We start from the raw sequence: 16,827 nt of genomic DNA on the forward strand, positions 1-16,827 counted from the left end.
CGCCAGCTCCGGGGCCCTCCCGCCCCGGGCCCGCCCCGCGTCAGTGCGGGAAGGGCCAAAGTCTCAGTTTTTCCTTGGCGACGCGCCACAGCTGCGCCAGCCCGTGCGGTTCCAGCACGAGGAACAGCACGATCATCGCGCCGACGATGATCAGCTGGAAATGCGCGACGATATCGGTGGGCCAGCCCAGCATGTCGGCCCCCACCACCTTCAGCAGCACCGGCAGCAGCACCAGAAAGGCCGCCCCGGCGAACGAGCCGAAGATCGAACCCAGCCCGCCAATGATCACCATGAAGAGGATCAGGAACGATTTCTGGATGCCGAAGGCCTCGCCCACCTCGACCGCGCCGAGGTAGACCGCGAAGAACAGTGCGCCCGAAACCCCGACGAAGAAGGACGAGATGCCAAAGGCGGTCAGCTTGGCGCGCAGCGGGTTCACCCCGATGATCTCGGCCGCGATGTCCATGTCGCGGATCGCCATCCATGTCCGGCCCAGCGTGCCCCGGGTCAGGTTGCGCGCGATCAGCGCGCTCGCGACCAGGAAGATCAGGCAGAACAGGTAGGTCGCCCAGCTCTCGGTATTGGGGCCGGTCACGGCAATCCCGAACACGGTGCGCTCGGGCGCGCTGATCTGGCCCGAGGCCGAGTAGTTGTAGAACCACGGCACCCGGTTGAAGAGCCACACGAGGAAGAACTGCGCCGCCAGCGTCGCCACCGCAAGGTAGAACCCCTTGATCCGGAGAGAGGGCAGGCCGAACAGCATCCCCACCCCGGCCGTGATACCCCCGGCGAGGATCACGTGGATGAACATGCTGACCTCGGGAAAGGCCGTCATCAGCTTGTAGCAGGCATAGGCCCCCACCGCCATGAAACCCCCGGTACCAAGGCTCACCTGCCCGCAATAGCCGGTCAGGATGTTCAGCCCGATGGCCGCGATCGAATAGATCAGGAACGGCAGCAGGAGGGCGTTGGCCCAGTAGTCGTTGATGAAGAACGGGATCACCACGAAGGCAATCGCCAGCACCGCGTAATAGCGGTAGCGGTCGAACCGGATCGGGAAGGTCTGGTTGTCTTCCCTGTAGGAGGTATGGAAATCCCCCGCCTCGCGATAGATCATCCTCTCACTCTCCCCTTGCCTTGACGCGCACCAGTTCCATCCGGCCCGCATTGGGGGCCGCGGCCCCGCCGTTCTCCGCCTCCCGGCGCACCAGCCATAGCCAGGCCGCCATCCCGGCGGCCCCGCCGATGGCGGCAAGCATCGCCGCCAGTGCCGTGTTGCCCTGCGTGTCCGTCAGGGCGAGGTAGCCGAAGCACCAGAACCAGGCCCATGCGATGACATTCAGCGTCGCGATCGTCTTGCCCATGCCTCAGACCCTCTCGATGATCTTCTCGCCGAACAGGCCCTGCGGCCGGAACACGAGGAACAACAGCGCCAGCACGTAGGCGAACCAGTTCTCGGTCGCCCCGCCCAGCGCCGGGCCCAGCAGGAATTCGAACAGCTTCTCGCCCACCCCGATGATCAGACCGCCGACGATGGCGCCGGGGATCGAGGTGAAGCCGCCCAGCATCAGCACCGGCAGCGCCTTGAGCGCGATCAGCGAGAGCGAGAACTGAACGCCCGACTTGGCGCCCCACATGATCCCCGCGACCAGCGCGACGAACCCGGCCAGCGACCAGACCAGCACCCAGATGAAGTTGAGCGAAATGCCGACCGACAGCGCCGCCTGGTGGTCGTCGGCCACCGCGCGCAGCGCGCGGCCCTGCTTGGTGTACTGGCTGAACAGCATCAGCGCGACGACCAGCAGACCGGCAATCACCGTCGCCACGATGTCGAGGTTGTCGATGAAGAACCCGTAGCCGAAGGCGTCGTAGGTGATCTGGTCGATGGTCTCGTTCAGGCCCTGCGGCAGACCCACGTTCAGGGTCTTAATCTCCGACCCCCACATCAGGTCGCTGACGCCTTCGAGGAAATAGGCCAGCCCGATGGTCGCCATGAACAGGATGATCGGCTCCTGGTTCACCAGGTGCTGCATCACCAGCTTCTGCACCAGCCATGCCAGCAGGACCATGACAAGCACGGTCAGCACGATCGCCGCCAGCGCCGGTACGTGCCAACCGAAGTGGGTGACCTCGCCGCCGAAAATGGCGTTGATCAGGTGCGAGAACGGCACCTGCCCTTCCATGATCCCCACGAGAGTCGCCGCCGCGAACAGCGCCATGACGCCCTGGGCATAGTTGAAGATGCCGCTCGCCTTGAAGATCAGCACGAAGCCCAGCGCCACCAGCGCATAGAGCACCCCGGCCATGAGGCCGTTCAGCGTGACCTCCATCGCAAACAAAAGCTGGTCAGGCATCGGCCCTCTCCCCCGCAAATTTCTTCGAAGAAATTTTCCAAGAGTTTTCGAAAACTCTTGCTACCGCGCCCCGCTCAGTCATGCGCCACCCCCAGGTAGGCATCGATGACCTCCTTGTTGTTGCGCACCTCGTCGGGCGAGCCGTCTCCGATCTTCTTGCCGTAATCCATCACGACCACCCGGTCCGAGAGGTCCATCACAACGCCCATGTCGTGTTCGATCAGCGCGATGGTGGTGCCGAACTCGTCGTTCACGTCGAGGATAAAGCGGCACATGTCCTCTTTCTCCTCCACGTTCATCCCCGCCATCGGCTCGTCAAGCAGCAGGATCGTCGGCTCCGCCGCCAGTGCGCGGGCCAGCTCGACCCGCTTCTTCAGGCCGTAAGGCAGCCGCCCCACCGGGGTCTTGCGGATGTGCTGGATCTCGAGAAAGTCGATGACCTTCTCCGCGACTTCGCGGTTGGCAACCTCCTCGGCCTCTGCCCGCCCCTTCCACAGGGCCTGCGAAAAGATCGACGACTTCATCTGCGTCAGCCGCCCGGTCATCACGTTGTCGAGCACGCTCATGCCCTCGAACAGGGCGATGTTCTGGAAGGTCCGCGCGATCCCCTGCTGCGCGACCTGATAGGGTCGCATCGGCGGGCGCTTCTCGCCCTTGTACCAGACCTCGCCCTCGGACGGCACGTAAAAGCCCGAGATCACGTTCAGCATCGACGATTTCCCGGCTCCGTTCGGCCCGATGATCGCCCGGATCTCACCCTCGCGGATATCGAAGGAGATATCCTGGATCGCCACCACGCCGCCGAACCGCAGGGTGATGTTCTTCATCTCCATGACCACGCCGCCGATCTTGCGGCCGTCCTCGGTGACATAGCCTTCGCTCATGTCCTTCATGCCACCCGGTCCCCCTGCTTTCTGGAAATACTCGCGACGCCCATCATTCCGCCGCCATCGCGTGCTGCACCGGCATCACCTTGGCATCGCGGATCTCCAGCGTCGCCCGGATGGAGCCCTTGCGGCCGTCCTCGTAGGTCACCTCGGTCACCGTCGAGACCTCCTTGGACCCGTCGTAAAGCGCCGTGATGATGTCGTGGTACTTCTCCTCGACGATACGGCGGCGCACCTTGCGGGTGCGGGTCATCTCGCCATCGTCGGCGTCCAGTTCCTTGTGCAGCACGACAAAGCGGTGCACCTGGCAACCGGCCAGCATCGGATCCTCGGCGACCGAGCGGTTCACCTCCTCCACATGGCCCTGGATCATTTCCATCACCTTCGGATGGCGCGCCAGTTCCTGGTAGGAGGCATAACCGATGTTGTTGCGCTCGGCCCAGTTGCCCACCGCCGACAGGTCGATGTTGATGAAGGCGGTGCACTCGTCGCGCCCGTTGCCGAAGACCACGGCCTCGAGGATGTTGGGATAGAACTTCAGCTTGTTCTCGACGTACTTCGGCGCGAACAGGCTGCCGTCGGCCATCTTGCCCACGTCCTTGGCACGGTCGATGATCCGCAGGTGGCCGGTGTCCTCCTCGATGAAGCCCGCGTCGCCGGTCGCGACCCAGCCCTCGGCATCCTTGGTCGAAGCCGTGCTCTCGGGGTTCTTGTAGTACTCCACGAAAACGCCGGGCGAGCGGTAGAAGACCTCGCCGTTTTCGCCGATCTTCAACTCGACGCCGGGGCTCGGCACGCCAACGGTGTCGGCGCGCACTTCGCCGTCCGGATGGGCGGTGATGAACACAGTCGCCTCAGTCTGGCCGTAGAGCTGTTTCAGGTTGATGCCCAGCGAACGGTAGAACTCGAAGATCTCCGGCCCGATGGCCTCGCCCGCGGTGTAGCCCACGCGCACCCGGCTGAAGCCCATGGTGTTCTTGAGCGGTCCATACACCAGCAGGTTGCCGATCCAGTATTGCAGGCGGTCGCCAAAGCCGACCGGCTTGCCGTCGAGGATCTTCGGACCCACCCGGCGCGCCACCGCCATGTAGCGGTCGAACATGCGTTTCTTGAGCGACCCGGCGTCCTCCATGCGGATCATCACCGTGGTCAGCAGGTTCTCGAACACACGCGGCGGCGCGAAGAAATAGGTCGGCCCGATCTCGCGCAGATCCTGCATCATGGTCTCGGCGTTCTCGGGGCAGTTCACGCAGAACCCGGTCCAGAAGCTCTGGCCGATCGAGAAGATGAAATCGCCCACCCAGGCCATCGGCAGATAGGCCAGCACGTCCTCGCCCCGGCCCAGCTTGTCGAAGGCGCTGGAATAGCGCGCGCTCTCGATCACGTTGCGGTTCGACAGCACCACGCCCTTGGGCTTGCCGGTGGTGCCCGAGGTGTAGAGCATCACGCAGCGGCTGTCGAAGTTCAGCTTGGCCTCGCGGGCCCGCAGCTCCGGCGTCAGCTCGTCGCGGGCGGCATGGCCCTGCTCCTGAATATGGCTGTAGCGGTGCAGGTGGGTGTGGTCGTATTTGCGCAGGCCGCGCGGGTCGAGGTAGATCAGGTGCTCGAACTCGGTCAGCTGGTCCTTGACCTCGATCACCTTGTCGACCTGCTCCTGGTCGCCCACGATCGCAACGCGCGCGCCGCAGTGGCCCAGCACATAGGCCATCTCCTCGGCCACCGCGTCCTGATACAGCGGGACCGGCACCGCGCCGACCATCTGCGCCGCCACCATCGACCAGTACAGATGCGGCCGGTTGCGCCCGATAATCGCGATGAAGTCGCCTTCGTTGACCCCGAGGTTCAGAAGCCCGAGCGCAAGCGACTCGATCTCTCGCTCGGCCTCAGCCCAGTTCCAGCATTGCCAGATTCCGAATTCCTTTTCGCGATAGGCCGGAGCCCCGCCGAATTCCTTGGCGTTGCGATGCAGCAACGCCGGCACGGACACCAGTCCGCCGGTGCCGTCTTGCGACTGAGACACGTTGTAGTCCTCCCTTGCCGGCTGGAAACGGCGCCGGCATCCGCCAATTCTCGAATCTGTCCTCCTCAGAACCGGGGTTGACGGTGAAGACCAAGTCTTTCTCTAGAATTTCGGAAACCTTACGAATTCTAACGCGAAAGATACGTCATGAAAATCTTTCAATTTCAGACAGATAGGCCAGAGCAAGCCAGAGCAGAAACTTCGCCCCCACACTGACTGTTACGGCAGATCAGGCGTTCCGGGCCGGATCGAACTGGTAGAGGCGCACTTTCTGCCCGCCGTGATCCACCGTTCCGCCGATATCGCTCCAGGCAAGGCCGGTCGCCTTTGCCAACCCGCCGTCGGTGGTGATCATCCCGACCCGCCAGCCCCGGAACGCGGTCTTCATCCGCTCGCCAAAGGCAGCGTAAAGTCCGAACAGCAGCTTGCGGTTGCCGATCCTGCCGCCATAGGGCGGGTTTACGATGACGATGCCCGGCTCACCGTCCGGCGCCGCGGCCTCGCCGATGGGCGCCAGCGCGAACCGTGTCATCGCCGCGACGCCCGCACGCTCGGCGTTCGCCTCGCTCATGCGCACCGCACCGGCATCGCGGTCGGACCCGAAGAAGCGCGGCTCTCCCGACAGAGCCGCCGGCGCCGCGTCGCGCATCGCCTGCCAGCGCTCGGCATCGAACGAGGCCAGCTGCTCGAAGGCAAAACTGCGCGCCCGCCCCGGCAGCAGCCCGGCGGCGATCTCGGCCGCCTCGATCACGAAAGTGCCAGAGCCGCACATGGGGTCATAGACCCGCTGGCTCCCGTCATAGCCGCAGGCGCGCAGGAACAGCGCCGCCAGCGTCTCGCGCATCGGCGCCTTGTTGACCTGCTGCTTGAGGCCGCGCTTGTGCAGGCTCTCTCCCGAGGTATCGAGGCTCACGGTGCAGAGATCGTCCTCGATCCGCACCTTGATCACCATCGCCGCCTCGTGATGCACCGTCATCCCGGCGGCCACCAGCGCGTTGTCGACCCGCTGGATCGCCGCGCCGTCATGGTAGATCCGCGACTTGCGACAGGTCGCCTCGACCCGCACCGGCACATCCGGGCGCAGCCATTCGGCCCAGGGCAGGCGCGAGGCCCGCTTGTCGAGCTGCGCAAGGTGCATGGCCCGGAAGGACGCCAGCCGGACCAGAACGCGGGTCGCGCCGCGCAGCGTCAGGTTGGCGCGCCACACCTCATCCCATCCGCCGCGCAGGGTCACGCCGCTGCGGTCCACCTTGGTCACGACAAAACCCGCCTCGCGCGCTTCGGCGGCCAGGAACTGCTCCAGCCCGGGCACCACGATCAGGAAGATCTCGAAATCGGTTTCGTTGTCGGACATGACCACAGCCTGTCGGAAGGGGAGATAAAAAGAAACCGCCCCCGGCAGAACCGGAGGCGGCTTGAACTCGAATCCGGGCGCGTCTTAGCGGCGCAGGCCCAGGCGGCCGATCAGGTCCTGATAGCGCGATTCGTCCTTGGCTTTGACGTAGTCCAGCAGCTTGCGGCGCTGAGCGACGAGCTTCAGCAGGCCACGGCGGCCGTGGTTGTCCTTCTTGTGCACTTTGAAGTGCTCGGTCAGGGTGGCGATCCGCGAGGACAGGATTGCAACCTGGACTTCCGGCGAACCGGTGTCGCCGTCCTTGGTCGCGTATTCCTTCATCAGGCGGTTCTTTTCTTCAGCCGTAATCGACATCGGGGTCTCCTTTACAGGTTAGAGTGGATGGCGCAGGCCGGGATGTCGTCCAGCACAGGCCCGTGGAGAATGTCCGGACGGAATGATTCCCGCGCGGATCGGGGGCGTATAGGCGGAAAGAACGTGAAACGCAAAGGGATTCGCGCGCGGCTAGGCCCAGGGCTCCGGCTGGTGCCGGTAGGCGATGTAGAGCGGGTGGCGCGGATGCCCCTCCTTCGATAGCCCGAGGTGAAACAGCGGCACGCCCGCGCCCCGCAGCATGTCGGCCACCGCCGGCCCACGGCCCATGTGCGCCCCGTGAGTGCCCCAGCCCGCGACCACCCGGTCGGCCCAGGCCGCCCCCTCCAGCAGAAAGGCGTCGTTCTCGCCGCCGATGGGCTCCGCCGCGCGCCGCATGGTCATCGGGTCGGTTTCGCGCCAGGCAAAGATATTGGTGACCCGGAACGCGCCAAAACCCAGCGCCCGCGCCCGCCGCTCGCACCGCTCGACGGTGGGGTCGTTCTGAACCTCGGTCGCCTTCGACGGGTTCAGCATCACGAACATCACCCTCTGTCCCTCCGGGTCCCAGGTGCGCGTCAGGCTGTAGCGATAGCACTCGCAGTCCGAGTAGACGGCCACCGAGGGCGCATCGCCCTTGATATGCGAGCGCGTGATCACGTTTTCAGAGGTTGAACACCCGGCTGGGATGCAATTCGCCCGCCTTGAAGATACCCACGGCGACCGCGCGGCCCTCGTAAGAGGCCCAGCATTCCTCGCCGTATTCAACGTCGTGCGCGATCACCATGCCCGGGTTGCCGTTGCGCAGGCGCGCCGCGCCCTCGGGGGTGCATTTCACCTCCGGCAGGTCGGCAAGGCCCAGCTCCAGCGGCAGCAGGTGCTCGTCCAGCTCGGGGCTGTGCGCCATCTGCTCCACCTGCTCCATCGTCAGGCCGTTCTCGGCCTCGAACGGCCCGGACCAGATCCGGCGCAGCCGGACGACATGCGCGTGGCAGCCCAGCGCCGCGCCGAGGTCGCGGGCGATCGAACGGACATACCCGCCCTTGCCGCAGGTCATCTCCAGCGTCACATGGTCGGCGTCGGGGCGGTCGGTCAGCAGCAGCTCCTCGACCCAGAGCGGGCGGGCCGCGAGCTCCATCTCCTCGCCATCACGGGCGCGCTTGTAGGCACGTTCGCCGTCGATCTTGACCGCCGAGAACTGCGGCGGAACCTGCATGATGTCGCCGATGAACTGGCCGAGCGCGGCCTTGATCTCGTCATCCGAGGGGCGCAGGTCGCTCTCGGCGATCACCTCGCCCTCGGCGTCGTCGGTATTGGTCGCCTGCCCCAGACGCACGGTAAAGGCATAGGCCTTCAGCGCGTCGGTCACATAAGGCACCGTCTTGGTCGCCTCGCCCAGCGCGACGGCCAGAACGCCCGTCGCCTCGGGGTCGAGCGTACCCGCATGGCCCGCCTTCTTCGCGCCAAGCGCCCAGCGGACCTTGTTCACCACCGCGGTAGAGGTCGGCCCGGCCGGTTTGTCGATCACCAGCCACCCGGAAATGTTGCGCCCTTTGCGTGCCATGTCGCCCTTATACCACCGTCTGTTCTGCAGGTGGCGCGTTATACGGCCCGGCGCGGCTGGGTCAACCGGGGGCGAGCAGCTCTCTCGCGACCGGCGCTTTTGCGACGACGCGACGGTAATAGCCCGCATTCACCAGCGGAGCAGCAGGCACCGGTGCGCGCCCCATGATCGCGCGCACCGAATCCAGCGCCTCCGCGGTCAGCCCCGACATCGCCACCTGCCCCGGCCAGAACGTCTCGCACGGCAGCATCTCGGCCAGGATCACCGTGTGGCGCGCCGTCACGAGGTGAACGTAGTCGACATGGCCCAACCCCTCGACCACCGCGACCCCCGCAAGGTCAAGCAGGGCGTGGGCCGGAACCAGCACCCCCGCCAGCGGCAGATAGATCCGGTGCTGCCGCGACACGGTCAGGTCGCGCGCCGGCCGCCCCTCGCCCAGCGCACCCGCCGAAATCCGCACCGGCGCGAGGCCCGGCCGGTCGGTCGGCGTCACCCGGCTGGCGATCACCAGCCCCACCGCCGCCACCCCGCCCAGCGCCTGCACCAGACTGTCCCCGGGCCGCAGCCGCGCGGCCTCCACCTCGCCCCTGTCGGTCAGGATCCGCGTGCGCGCCTCGAAACAGGCCGGGGTCGAGGTGGCATAGGCATTCACCCCTTGCCCGTAGTCGTAGGCGGCCACCACCGTCAGCGGCTCATTCCACGGCGGCATCGCCCCCTGCACCACGAACCCATAGGCGGTAAAGGCATCCTCGTTCAGCGTCACGACCTGCAGCGTGTAGGAGTTGCCCAGCGAATCCTCCACCAGCAGGTGGTATTCGGATTCGATGATGGTTCCGGTGGGAAAGAACCCGCCCCCGATGGTGTAATCGCCCGCCAGCGTCTGCCCGGTCGAGGCATCATCATCAAAGCTGCTGTCAGCTGTATCCAGCACCGAAACCGCCTGCGAGGTCGCGTCGGGCGCGATGGTCACCGTGTCGACGCCCAGGGCGAAATGGTAGCCGCCATTGTCGTCGAACCCGGTGGCCGAGGTCGAGATATGGTCGAGGTCAAAGACGTTCAGGCTGTAGACGGGCAAGGCCAGCTCTCCTGCGGACGGGCCGCAGAGTGGCGCAAAGCCGTTGAGATAGGGTTACCGGCCGATTTCGGCCCTCACCTACCTGGGGGTGACAATCCCCACCACGGGCCCCAGCGCGAAACCCCCGTCGCTCCGCCCCAGCTCCGGCGCATAAAGGCGCGAGATGTTGCCGTCGAAATAGAGCGCACTGTCGATGCCCAGCCCGTCGCGGAACAGCCGACCGAACTCGTGAAAGGTCACCGCGTTGCGCGAAATGGCAAAGACCACCCGCTTGCCCTCCGGCCCGGTCCCGACGCCGTTGCGCACGTAGCGCGAGGTACTGTCAGGCAGGAACCGGGGGTGCAGTTCGCCCTTGATCACCAGCATCGGCCCCGATTGCGTCGCGAACCGGCAGGCAGGCTTCTGCGCGAGGTACGTAAGCGTCTCGAACACGTCGGCGCGCCCCTCGCGGATGCAGAAGACCCCGTTGGGCACCATCCCGAAGTTCCCGGGCCCCGGGTCCGCCACCGCCCCCTTCAGCTCCACCCCGTTCTCGACGTAAAGCCCCACGGGCGACCGGTCCGAATGGTACATCCCCGCGTTCATCGCAAAGATCAGCTGCTCGCCGTTCTCGCCCAGAACCCCGTCGATCGCGCCGAACTGGCCAAGGACGTTGTTCTGCGGGCCATAGAGGAACAGGCGCAGGTCTTCCGAACCCGCGTCGGCCTCGCAGACCGTGTAGCGGTTCTGTTCAAAGGCGATGTTCTTGCAATCCACCGCCTGCGCCTGCGAAGCCGCGCCCAGCAGGGCGCATGCAACCGCCAGAGCGCGGATCACTGGTCCAGGTCCCGGCGGACCGCCTCCTGATCGAACAGGCGGCGCGTGTCGTCCATCCTGTCGAAGGTCTCGTCCAGCTGGAACCGCAGCTCCGGCGCGAACTTCAGCTGCAACTTCTTGCCGACGACTCGGCGCAGCTCGCTCCGGTTGCGTTTCAGCAGGTCCAGCACCTCGTCCTGCCCGCGCCCGCCCAGCGGCAGCACGTAGACCATCGCGACCTTGAGGTCGGGCGAGGTCCGCACTTCGCCGACGGTGATCGACAGGCGGTTCAGTTCGGGGTCGTGAATATCTCCGCGCGCCAGCACCTCCGAGAGGGTGCGGCGGATCAGTTCGCCGACGCGAAGCTGGCGCTGGGACGGTCCGGGACCGTCATGAAATCGGTTCTTTGCCATGTCCCGGATCTAAGCCCTCAGCGAGGCTTTGCCAAGCGGGGCCGGAACGGGTATCTGGCGGCAAGCAGGAAAAGGAAGACCGACAATGACCAACCTTCCCGGAATCGTCGTCACCGGCGGCTCGGGCCGCATGGGCCAGATGCTGATCCGCACCATCACCGAAAGCGACCGCGCCAAGCTGGTCGGCGTGGTGGAGCGCAAGGGACACGGTTGGGTCGGCAAGGACATCGGCACCATGATGGGCGGGGCGGAACTGGGCGTTCTGGTCACCGACGACCCGCTCGAGGCCTTTGCCCGCGCGCAGGCCGTCATCGACTTCACCGCGCCCGAGGCGACGCTGGAATTCGCCGCGCTCGCCGCGCAGGCCCGGGCCGTACACGTCATCGGCACCACCGGCATGACCGAAGAGCAGATCGCCAAGCTGGAACCCGCCTCGCGCCACGCGGTGATCATCCGAGCGGGCAACATGAGCCTCGGGGTGAACCTGCTGACGCAGCTGACCAGAAAGGTCGCCGCGGCGCTGGACGAGGATTTCGACATCGAGGTGATCGAGTCCCACCACCATCACAAGGTCGATGCCCCCTCGGGCACCGCGCTGATGCTGGGCGAGGCCGCCGCCGAGGGCCGCGGCGTGTCGCTCAAGGACATGTCGGACCGCGGCCGCGACGGTATTACCGGCGCGCGCAGCAGGGGTCACATCGGTTTCTCGGCAATCCGCGGCGGCGACGTGGTGGGCGAACACGACGTGATGTTCCTCGGCGCAGGAGAGCGGATCATCCTGCGCCACGTGGCAACCGACCGGGGCATCTTCGCCCGCGGCGCGCTCAAGGCCGCCCTCTGGGGCCAGGGCAAGGCGCCGGGTCAGTACGACATGGCAGACGTCCTGGGCTTCTGAGACCCCGCCGCGCTCCCGCGCAGCACATCTCCCCACGTCCCGGCCGAAGAGCCGGGACCTCGAGCCAAACTCAACCCCCTCAGCATCTACCCCCGGGGCCCCGGCGCAGGGGCCGGGGCGGAACATATCTCCCCATCGGCCCGGGCGCGGGGCCCACGGCGGAACACGTTTCCCACCGCCCCGGCCTCGCGCCGGGGCCCCGATCCAAACTCGCAACACCCCCTCACAACACCCCAAAACCCCCGCACGAGACCAAACCGGAGCATGGCGCCGTCTCCCGACGCCCTCACCGCCTCACAACGGCTTGTTCTGAATGATCTGCGCCACCATCGCGCCGATCTTGGCGCTGGCCTTCATCGAGGGGTGAACCATGTCGAGCGCATGGTAGGAATGGTCGCCATAGGGCACCAGCTTGGCCAGCGACACGAAGGTCACGCCCTCGTCCCTGCGCGCCATCGCCGTCAGGCGGCGGTCGAGTTCGTCCCCCTCGTCGCGGCAATGTTCGATTGGAGAGCCCATGCCGGGGCTGCGCAGGTACCCGAGGTATACGACCCGCGCGCCCGTCGCGCGGACCTTGCGCACCAGCGCCGGGATCTCGCCCGAGGCCCCGTCCTTGGAAATCATCTTGTCCATCTTGTGATCGCAGCGGCTGCAGTTGCAGCCCAGCCAGAGATCGTTGCCGCCGCCGTTCACGATGACCCAGTCCCATGCGCCGGGCTTGTACTGCTTCGAGATGTTCATCCCCATCGCGCCCGACACCGGGAGTTCGTAGATCATCCGCGCGCCCACCACCGAGCGGTCGACCACCGGCTCGCCCAGGTCGCGCTCGATTTCGTCCGAGATCGAGCGGTTGCTGGAGGAATGCCAGGCCAGCATCGAATCCCCCATCGCGAGGATCCGCGCGTCACCGCCGCCCGAGCTGATGGTTTCGCCGCATCCGGCCAATGCGAACAACGCCGCGAAAAGACAAAGAAAGACCCGTGTCACCTGGTGCCCCGTCCCTGAAAATCAGTTGAACCTGTCAAGCGGCACCCCCTGTGCCGCGCCACAGTCTGACCCCGCGAAGACGGCATCAATATGTTCCGCGCGTGGAAAAACCGGACCTCCCGGGGCTCCTCCCCTCTGCGCGCCAAGCTGCCGAGATTTGAAAATCCGAGAACACGTGTTTCCAAAATGGCCAAATACGTGTATGGGCGCAGAATCTGAAACGTGGCACGCAGACCCCCGCGCCGTGAAGTGAATGATGAATGGGGTCGGCGGCAATGGGGCCGCCATGCAAACGGGCACTCGGAACGCCGAGCCAGGCCCACATATGGATACGATGATGTTCAACGTAACGAAGAAGAGCATGCAATGGGGCGAGGAAACCCTCACCCTGGAGACGGGCAAGGTTGCCCGTCAGGCAGACGGCACCGTGATCGCTACCCTGGGTGAGACCAGCGTGATGGCGAACGTGACCTTCGCCAAGGAACCGAAACCCGGCCAGGATTTCTTTCCCCTGACCGTTCATTATCAAGAGAAATATTACGCGGCCGGTAAAATCCCGGGTGGCTTCTTCAAGCGCGAAGCACGCCCCACCGAGAAAGAAACCCTGACCGCGCGTCTGATTGACCGTCCGATCCGCCCGCTGTTCGTCCCCGGCTTCAAGCATGAAGTTCTGGTGATGTGCACCGTGCTGAGCCACGACCTCGTCAACGATCCCGACGTCGTCGCGATGATCGCGGCCTCGGCCGCCCTGACCATCTCCGGCGTGCCCTTCCGCGGCCCGATCGCCGGCTGCCGCGTCGGCTTCGAGGATGGCGAGTACATCCTGAACCCGACCGTCGACGACATGCAGGACCTCCGCCTGAACCCGGAGCAGCGTCTCGACCTCGTCGTCGCCGGCACCAAGGACGCCGTGATGATGGTGGAATCGGAAGCCTACGAGCTGACCGAAGCCGAGATGCTGGGCGCCGTGACCTTCGCGCACGAGCAGATCCAGCCGGTGATCGACCTGATCATCGACCTGGCCGAAGACGCCGCCAAGGAGCCCTTCGACTTCCACGCGCCGGACTACTCCGCGCTCTACGACGTCGTTAAGGCCGCTGGCGAAGACAAGATGCGCGCCGCCTACGCGATCACCGACAAGCAGGAGCGCGTTGCCGCTGTTGCCGCCGTCAAGGAAGAGATCAAGTCGGGCCTGACCGAAGAGCAACTGGAAGACGCGAACCTCGGTTCCGCGCTCAAGAAGCTGGAATCGGTCGTCCTGCGCGGCTCGGTCGTCAAGGAAGGCAAGCGGATCGACGGTCGTGCCCTCGACCAGATCCGTCCGATCGTCGCGGAAACCGGCCTGCTGCCGCGGACCCACGGCTCGGCGCTGTTCACCCGTGGCGAAACCCAGGGTCTGGTTGTCACCACCCTCGGCACCGGCGACGACGAGCAGTTCATCGACGCCCTGCACGGCAACTTCAAATCGAACTTCCTGCTGCACTACAACTTCCCGCCGTACTCGGTCGGTGAAGTTGGCCGCGTGGGCTCGCCCGGCCGCCGTGAAATCGGCCACGGCAAGCTCGCATGGCGCGCCCTGCAGGCCGTTCTGCCCGCGCCGACCGACTTCCCCTACACCATTCGCGTGGTGTCGGAGATCACCGAGTCGAACGGCTCCTCCTCGATGGCCTCCGTCTGCGGCGGCTCGCTCTCGATGATGGACGCAGGCGTTCCGCTGAAAGCACCGGTTGCCGGTGTGGCAATGGGCCTCGTGCTGGAAGACGACGGTTCCTACGCGGTCCTGTCGGACATCCTGGGTGACGAAGACCACCTCGGCGACATGGACTTCAAGGTCGCTGGCACCGAGAACGGCATCACCTCGCTGCAGATGGACATCAAGGTCGCGGGCATCACCCCCGAGATCATGGAAAAGGCACTGGCTCAGGCCAAGGCCGGCCGCCTGCACATCCTGGGCGAGATGAACAAGGCGCTGTCCGGCGTCGGCGAATTCTCGATCCACGCACCGCGCATCGAAACGATGACCGTTCCCACCGACAAGATCCGCGAAGTGATCGGCTCGGGCGGCAAGGTCATCCGCGAGATCGTGGAAGTGTCGGGCGCCAAGGTCGACATCAACGACGACGGCGTGATCAAGATCGCCTCGCCGAACGCCGAAGCCATCCAGAAGGCCCACGACATGATCTACGCGATCGTGGCCGAGCCGGAAGAAGGCGGGGTCTACAAGGGCAAGGTCGTGAAGATCGTCGACTTCGGCGCCTTCGTGAACTTCTTCGGCAAGCGTGACGGCCTCGTGCACGTCAGCCAGATCGAGAACCGCCGCCTGAACCATCCGTCGGATGTGCTCAAGGAAGGCCAGGAAGTCTGGGTCAAGCTGCTCGGCTTCGACGATCGCGGCAAGGTGCGCCTGTCGATGAAAGTCGTCGACCAGGAGACCGGCGAAGAAGCCCAGAAAGAAGACGCAGCCGAGTAATCTCGGCGCCAGCGGCCCGCACCACGGTGCGGGCCGTTTCCTTTTCGGCGGAACCAGCAAACAAGCGGCACGCGAGTGTCGGGAACTCCATGCGCATCGTCCTGATCAACATGGCCGACCAGACCCGCCGCCTGGCCTTTCAGCAGCGCCAGCTCGGGCATCTCCGACTGAGCTTCGAGCGCTTCGAGGCCATCACCCCCGAAACCCTGCCCCCCTATTATCAGGCCATCGACCGCACCCGCTGGGAACGCACGGTCACCCTCGCGGAAATGGCCTGCCTCGCCAGCCACCGGACCGTCTGGTCCACCGTGGCCGAGGGCACCGATCCTGTCCTTGTCCTCGAAGACGATATCGTGCTGGCGGGCGCGCTGCCCGACGTCCTGTCGGACCTCGAACAGCGGACGGACATCGAACACCTCACCTTCGAGGTGCGACGCCGCAAGAAGCTCATCGCGGCCGAGCCCGCCTTTACCAGCGGCGGCATCGCCATGCACCGGCTCTGGCTCGACCGTTCAGGCGCGGCCGGCTACGTGCTCTGGCCCGCCGGGGCCCGCCGCCTGCTCGCCCACAGCGAGGGCCGCCCCCATCTCGCCGATGGCGTGATCTGTTCCTGCCCCGATCTGCTGAGCTATCAGGCCGTGCCCGCCCTCGCGTTGCAGGCCGACCGCTGCGCCGTCTACGGCATTCCCGCCCCGATCGACACCAGTTCCAGCCTCGTGCGTCCGCGCGGCAGGAAGGCCCGCAAGACCGGCGGCCAGCTCATGCGCCGAGTCGCCGCTCAGGCGCGGTCCGGCGCGCGGTTCGGCAAGATGCTGGGCGGAGCCCAGCGCCTTCACGTGCCGGTCGACCGGGCCATGTTCATCTGAAAGCGCCTACCACCACGCGGTGCGCCCGCGGTGATGCAACCGGCGCATCCGCGCAAACGCGGTATCCTCGTCCTGCAGCCGCAAGAACACGTGCTGCACGATCCGCCCCAGCGCGCTGTCCTTCGCCTGACGGTCGATCCGCCAGCGCAGGTTGCGCAGCGTATCGTCCGTGCCCACCGTCAGCATCGAAAGCCCGCTGAAGATCGGCACAAGATACTCCTGCAGGTGGGCAACCTTCTCCTCATTCACCGGCGGCGCGCTGACATCGGTGATGTAGCGCTCGGACTCGTAGGTCTTCATGGTGTTGACCATCATCGAGACGGACAGCGCCATCGCCCGGTTGGCCCGGTCCGGGTCATGGTCGGCAAAGCTGTCGGTCGCGGCCACGACCCAGCGCAGGTTCAGATGCTCCAGCAGGAACTCCGCCTCGGCCTCCCACATCCGGCGGAACGCGGCAAAGGCCTCGTCGGCCTTGAAATCCCGCCGCATCAGCACGATCAGCTTCGCATGTTCGAACACCAGTTCGGGCTGCCCCGAAAACTCGCTTCGCAGCGCGTCGAGATGGCTCTGCAGGTCATCGCTCGACCCGCGAGTCTGGCGCGCCTCACCCGCCTCGATCAGCGTGGATTTCAGCGCCTCGTACTGCCCGTCGATCTCGGGCAGCGCAGCCCCCGCCCGGCGGCGGTGCCGTTTCAGGGAAAAGAACTTCTCCCAGCGCGCCTTGTCGCGTTTCACCATGGTCCCGACCTCTCTGGCTGTCCGGTCACGAACCGGCTTTCGCGCGCCGCGTCAAGGC

The 16,827-nt window shown here is 65.8% G+C and carries 17 protein-coding genes; 3 read left to right on the plus strand and 14 right to left on the minus strand.

The genetic code is table 11. From position 1 onward, the window contains the following. Window positions 1-40: 40 nt before the first annotated feature. From DDT93_RS06045 to rbfA, 12 genes are all read right to left on the minus strand, one after another. Window positions 41-1,117 (minus strand): branched-chain amino acid ABC transporter permease, encoded by a 1,077-nt coding sequence (locus DDT93_RS06045; protein WP_109464923.1) that lies wholly within the window; start codon window positions 1,115-1,117, stop codon window positions 41-43. Window positions 1,118-1,121: 4 nt separating this feature from the next. Beyond that, window positions 1,122-1,364, minus strand: coding sequence for a hypothetical protein (locus DDT93_RS06050; RefSeq protein WP_109464924.1), 243 nt, complete (start codon window positions 1,362-1,364; stop codon window positions 1,122-1,124). A 3-nt stretch (window positions 1,365-1,367) separates the two neighbouring features. After that, entirely contained in the window at window positions 1,368-2,354 is a 987-nt protein-coding gene (locus DDT93_RS06055) for a branched-chain amino acid ABC transporter permease (protein WP_109464925.1), read from the minus strand. 74 nt (window positions 2,355-2,428) lie between these two features. Beyond that, complete coding sequence (locus DDT93_RS06060; protein ID WP_109464926.1) at window positions 2,429-3,247, minus strand: ABC transporter ATP-binding protein; 819 nt, start codon at window positions 3,245-3,247, stop codon at window positions 2,429-2,431. Window positions 3,248-3,290: 43 nt separating this feature from the next. Continuing rightward, complete coding sequence (locus DDT93_RS06065; protein ID WP_109464927.1) at window positions 3,291-5,261, minus strand: AMP-binding protein; 1,971 nt, start codon at window positions 5,259-5,261, stop codon at window positions 3,291-3,293. Between the two features lie 229 nt (window positions 5,262-5,490). Continuing rightward, window positions 5,491-6,615: a THUMP domain-containing class I SAM-dependent RNA methyltransferase gene (locus DDT93_RS06070; RefSeq protein ID WP_109464928.1), complete on the minus strand. Its 1,125-nt coding sequence runs from the start codon at window positions 6,613-6,615 to the stop codon at window positions 5,491-5,493. 84 nt (window positions 6,616-6,699) lie between these two features. Continuing rightward, a complete protein-coding gene (rpsO, locus tag DDT93_RS06075; protein ID WP_109464929.1) occupies window positions 6,700-6,969 on the minus strand; it encodes a 30S ribosomal protein S15 in 270 nt (89 codons plus the stop codon). A 150-nt stretch (window positions 6,970-7,119) separates the two neighbouring features. After that, window positions 7,120-7,626 (minus strand): DUF1643 domain-containing protein, encoded by a 507-nt coding sequence (locus tag DDT93_RS06080; RefSeq protein WP_109464930.1) that lies wholly within the window; start codon window positions 7,624-7,626, stop codon window positions 7,120-7,122. A 4-nt stretch (window positions 7,627-7,630) separates the two neighbouring features. Further along, window positions 7,631-8,530, minus strand: a complete 900-nt coding sequence (truB, locus tag DDT93_RS06085) for a tRNA pseudouridine(55) synthase TruB (RefSeq protein WP_109464931.1) — start codon at window positions 8,528-8,530, stop codon at window positions 7,631-7,633. Between the two features lie 61 nt (window positions 8,531-8,591). Then, the gene (locus DDT93_RS06090) at window positions 8,592-9,605 is read right to left on the minus strand and encodes a Hint domain-containing protein (protein WP_109464932.1); all 1,014 of its coding nucleotides are present in this window, start codon (window positions 9,603-9,605) and stop codon (window positions 8,592-8,594) included. A gap of 78 nt (window positions 9,606-9,683) precedes the next feature. Next, entirely contained in the window at window positions 9,684-10,421 is a 738-nt protein-coding gene (locus DDT93_RS06095) for a phosphodiester glycosidase family protein (protein WP_109464933.1), read from the minus strand. Further along, window positions 10,418-10,813, minus strand: a complete 396-nt coding sequence (gene rbfA, locus DDT93_RS06100) for a 30S ribosome-binding factor RbfA (RefSeq protein ID WP_109464934.1) — start codon at window positions 10,811-10,813, stop codon at window positions 10,418-10,420. Before rbfA ends, DDT93_RS06095 begins: the two co-directional genes overlap by 4 nt. 85 nt (window positions 10,814-10,898) lie before the next feature. Here rbfA and dapB point away from each other — a divergent pair, with 85 nt between their 5' ends. Continuing rightward, the gene (gene dapB / locus DDT93_RS06105) at window positions 10,899-11,708 is read left to right on the plus strand and encodes a 4-hydroxy-tetrahydrodipicolinate reductase (RefSeq protein WP_109464935.1); all 810 of its coding nucleotides are present in this window, start codon (window positions 10,899-10,901) and stop codon (window positions 11,706-11,708) included. Between the two features lie 294 nt (window positions 11,709-12,002). On the opposite strand, the gene DDT93_RS06110 is transcribed toward dapB, so the two are convergent. Further along, window positions 12,003-12,695 (minus strand): SGNH/GDSL hydrolase family protein, encoded by a 693-nt coding sequence (locus tag DDT93_RS06110; protein WP_232825384.1) that lies wholly within the window; start codon window positions 12,693-12,695, stop codon window positions 12,003-12,005. 337 nt (window positions 12,696-13,032) lie between these two features. Between DDT93_RS06110 and pnp the strand changes: the two genes are divergently transcribed. Both pnp and DDT93_RS06120 read left to right on the plus strand, forming a co-directional pair. Beyond that, on the plus strand, window positions 13,033-15,165 hold the full coding sequence (gene pnp, locus DDT93_RS06115) for a polyribonucleotide nucleotidyltransferase (RefSeq protein WP_109465755.1): 2,133 nt from the start codon (window positions 13,033-13,035) through the stop codon (window positions 15,163-15,165). 89 nt (window positions 15,166-15,254) lie between these two features. Next, window positions 15,255-16,031 carry a glycosyltransferase family 25 protein gene (locus DDT93_RS06120; protein WP_109464936.1) on the plus strand — a complete coding sequence of 259 codons (777 nt, stop codon included), beginning with the start codon at window positions 15,255-15,257 and terminating at the stop codon, window positions 16,029-16,031. Between the two features lie 6 nt (window positions 16,032-16,037). On the opposite strand, the gene DDT93_RS06125 is transcribed toward DDT93_RS06120, so the two are convergent. Continuing rightward, complete coding sequence (locus tag DDT93_RS06125; RefSeq protein ID WP_232825385.1) at window positions 16,038-16,769, minus strand: hypothetical protein; 732 nt, start codon at window positions 16,767-16,769, stop codon at window positions 16,038-16,040. Window positions 16,770-16,827: the final 58 nt, after the last annotated feature.

The organism is Albibacillus kandeliae, from assembly GCF_003116585.1.
Taxonomy (GTDB): Bacteria; Pseudomonadota; Alphaproteobacteria; order Rhodobacterales; family Rhodobacteraceae; genus Albibacillus; species Albibacillus kandeliae.

Coding starts and splice junctions, on each gene's coding strand:
- DDT93_RS06045 (WP_109464923.1), bottom strand. CDS start 1,117: ATGATCTATCGCGAGGCGGGGGATTTCCATACCTCCTACAGGGAAGAC.
- DDT93_RS06050 (WP_109464924.1), bottom strand. CDS start 1,364: ATGGGCAAGACGATCGCGACGCTGAATGTCATCGCATGGGCCTGGTTC.
- DDT93_RS06055 (WP_109464925.1), bottom strand. CDS start 2,354: ATGCCTGACCAGCTTTTGTTTGCGATGGAGGTCACGCTGAACGGCCTC.
- DDT93_RS06060 (WP_109464926.1), bottom strand. CDS start 3,247: ATGAAGGACATGAGCGAAGGCTATGTCACCGAGGACGGCCGCAAGATC.
- DDT93_RS06070 (WP_109464928.1), bottom strand. CDS start 6,615: ATGTCCGACAACGAAACCGATTTCGAGATCTTCCTGATCGTGGTGCCC.
- rpsO (WP_109464929.1), bottom strand. CDS start 6,969: ATGTCGATTACGGCTGAAGAAAAGAACCGCCTGATGAAGGAATACGCG.
- truB (WP_109464931.1), bottom strand. CDS start 8,530: ATGGCACGCAAAGGGCGCAACATTTCCGGGTGGCTGGTGATCGACAAA.
- rbfA (WP_109464934.1), bottom strand. CDS start 10,813: ATGGCAAAGAACCGATTTCATGACGGTCCCGGACCGTCCCAGCGCCAG.
- dapB (WP_109464935.1), top strand. CDS start 10,899: ATGACCAACCTTCCCGGAATCGTCGTCACCGGCGGCTCGGGCCGCATG.
- pnp (WP_109465755.1), top strand. CDS start 13,033: ATGTTCAACGTAACGAAGAAGAGCATGCAATGGGGCGAGGAAACCCTC.
- DDT93_RS06120 (WP_109464936.1), top strand. CDS start 15,255: ATGCGCATCGTCCTGATCAACATGGCCGACCAGACCCGCCGCCTGGCC.
- DDT93_RS06125 (WP_232825385.1), bottom strand. CDS start 16,769: ATGGTGAAACGCGACAAGGCGCGCTGGGAGAAGTTCTTTTCCCTGAAA.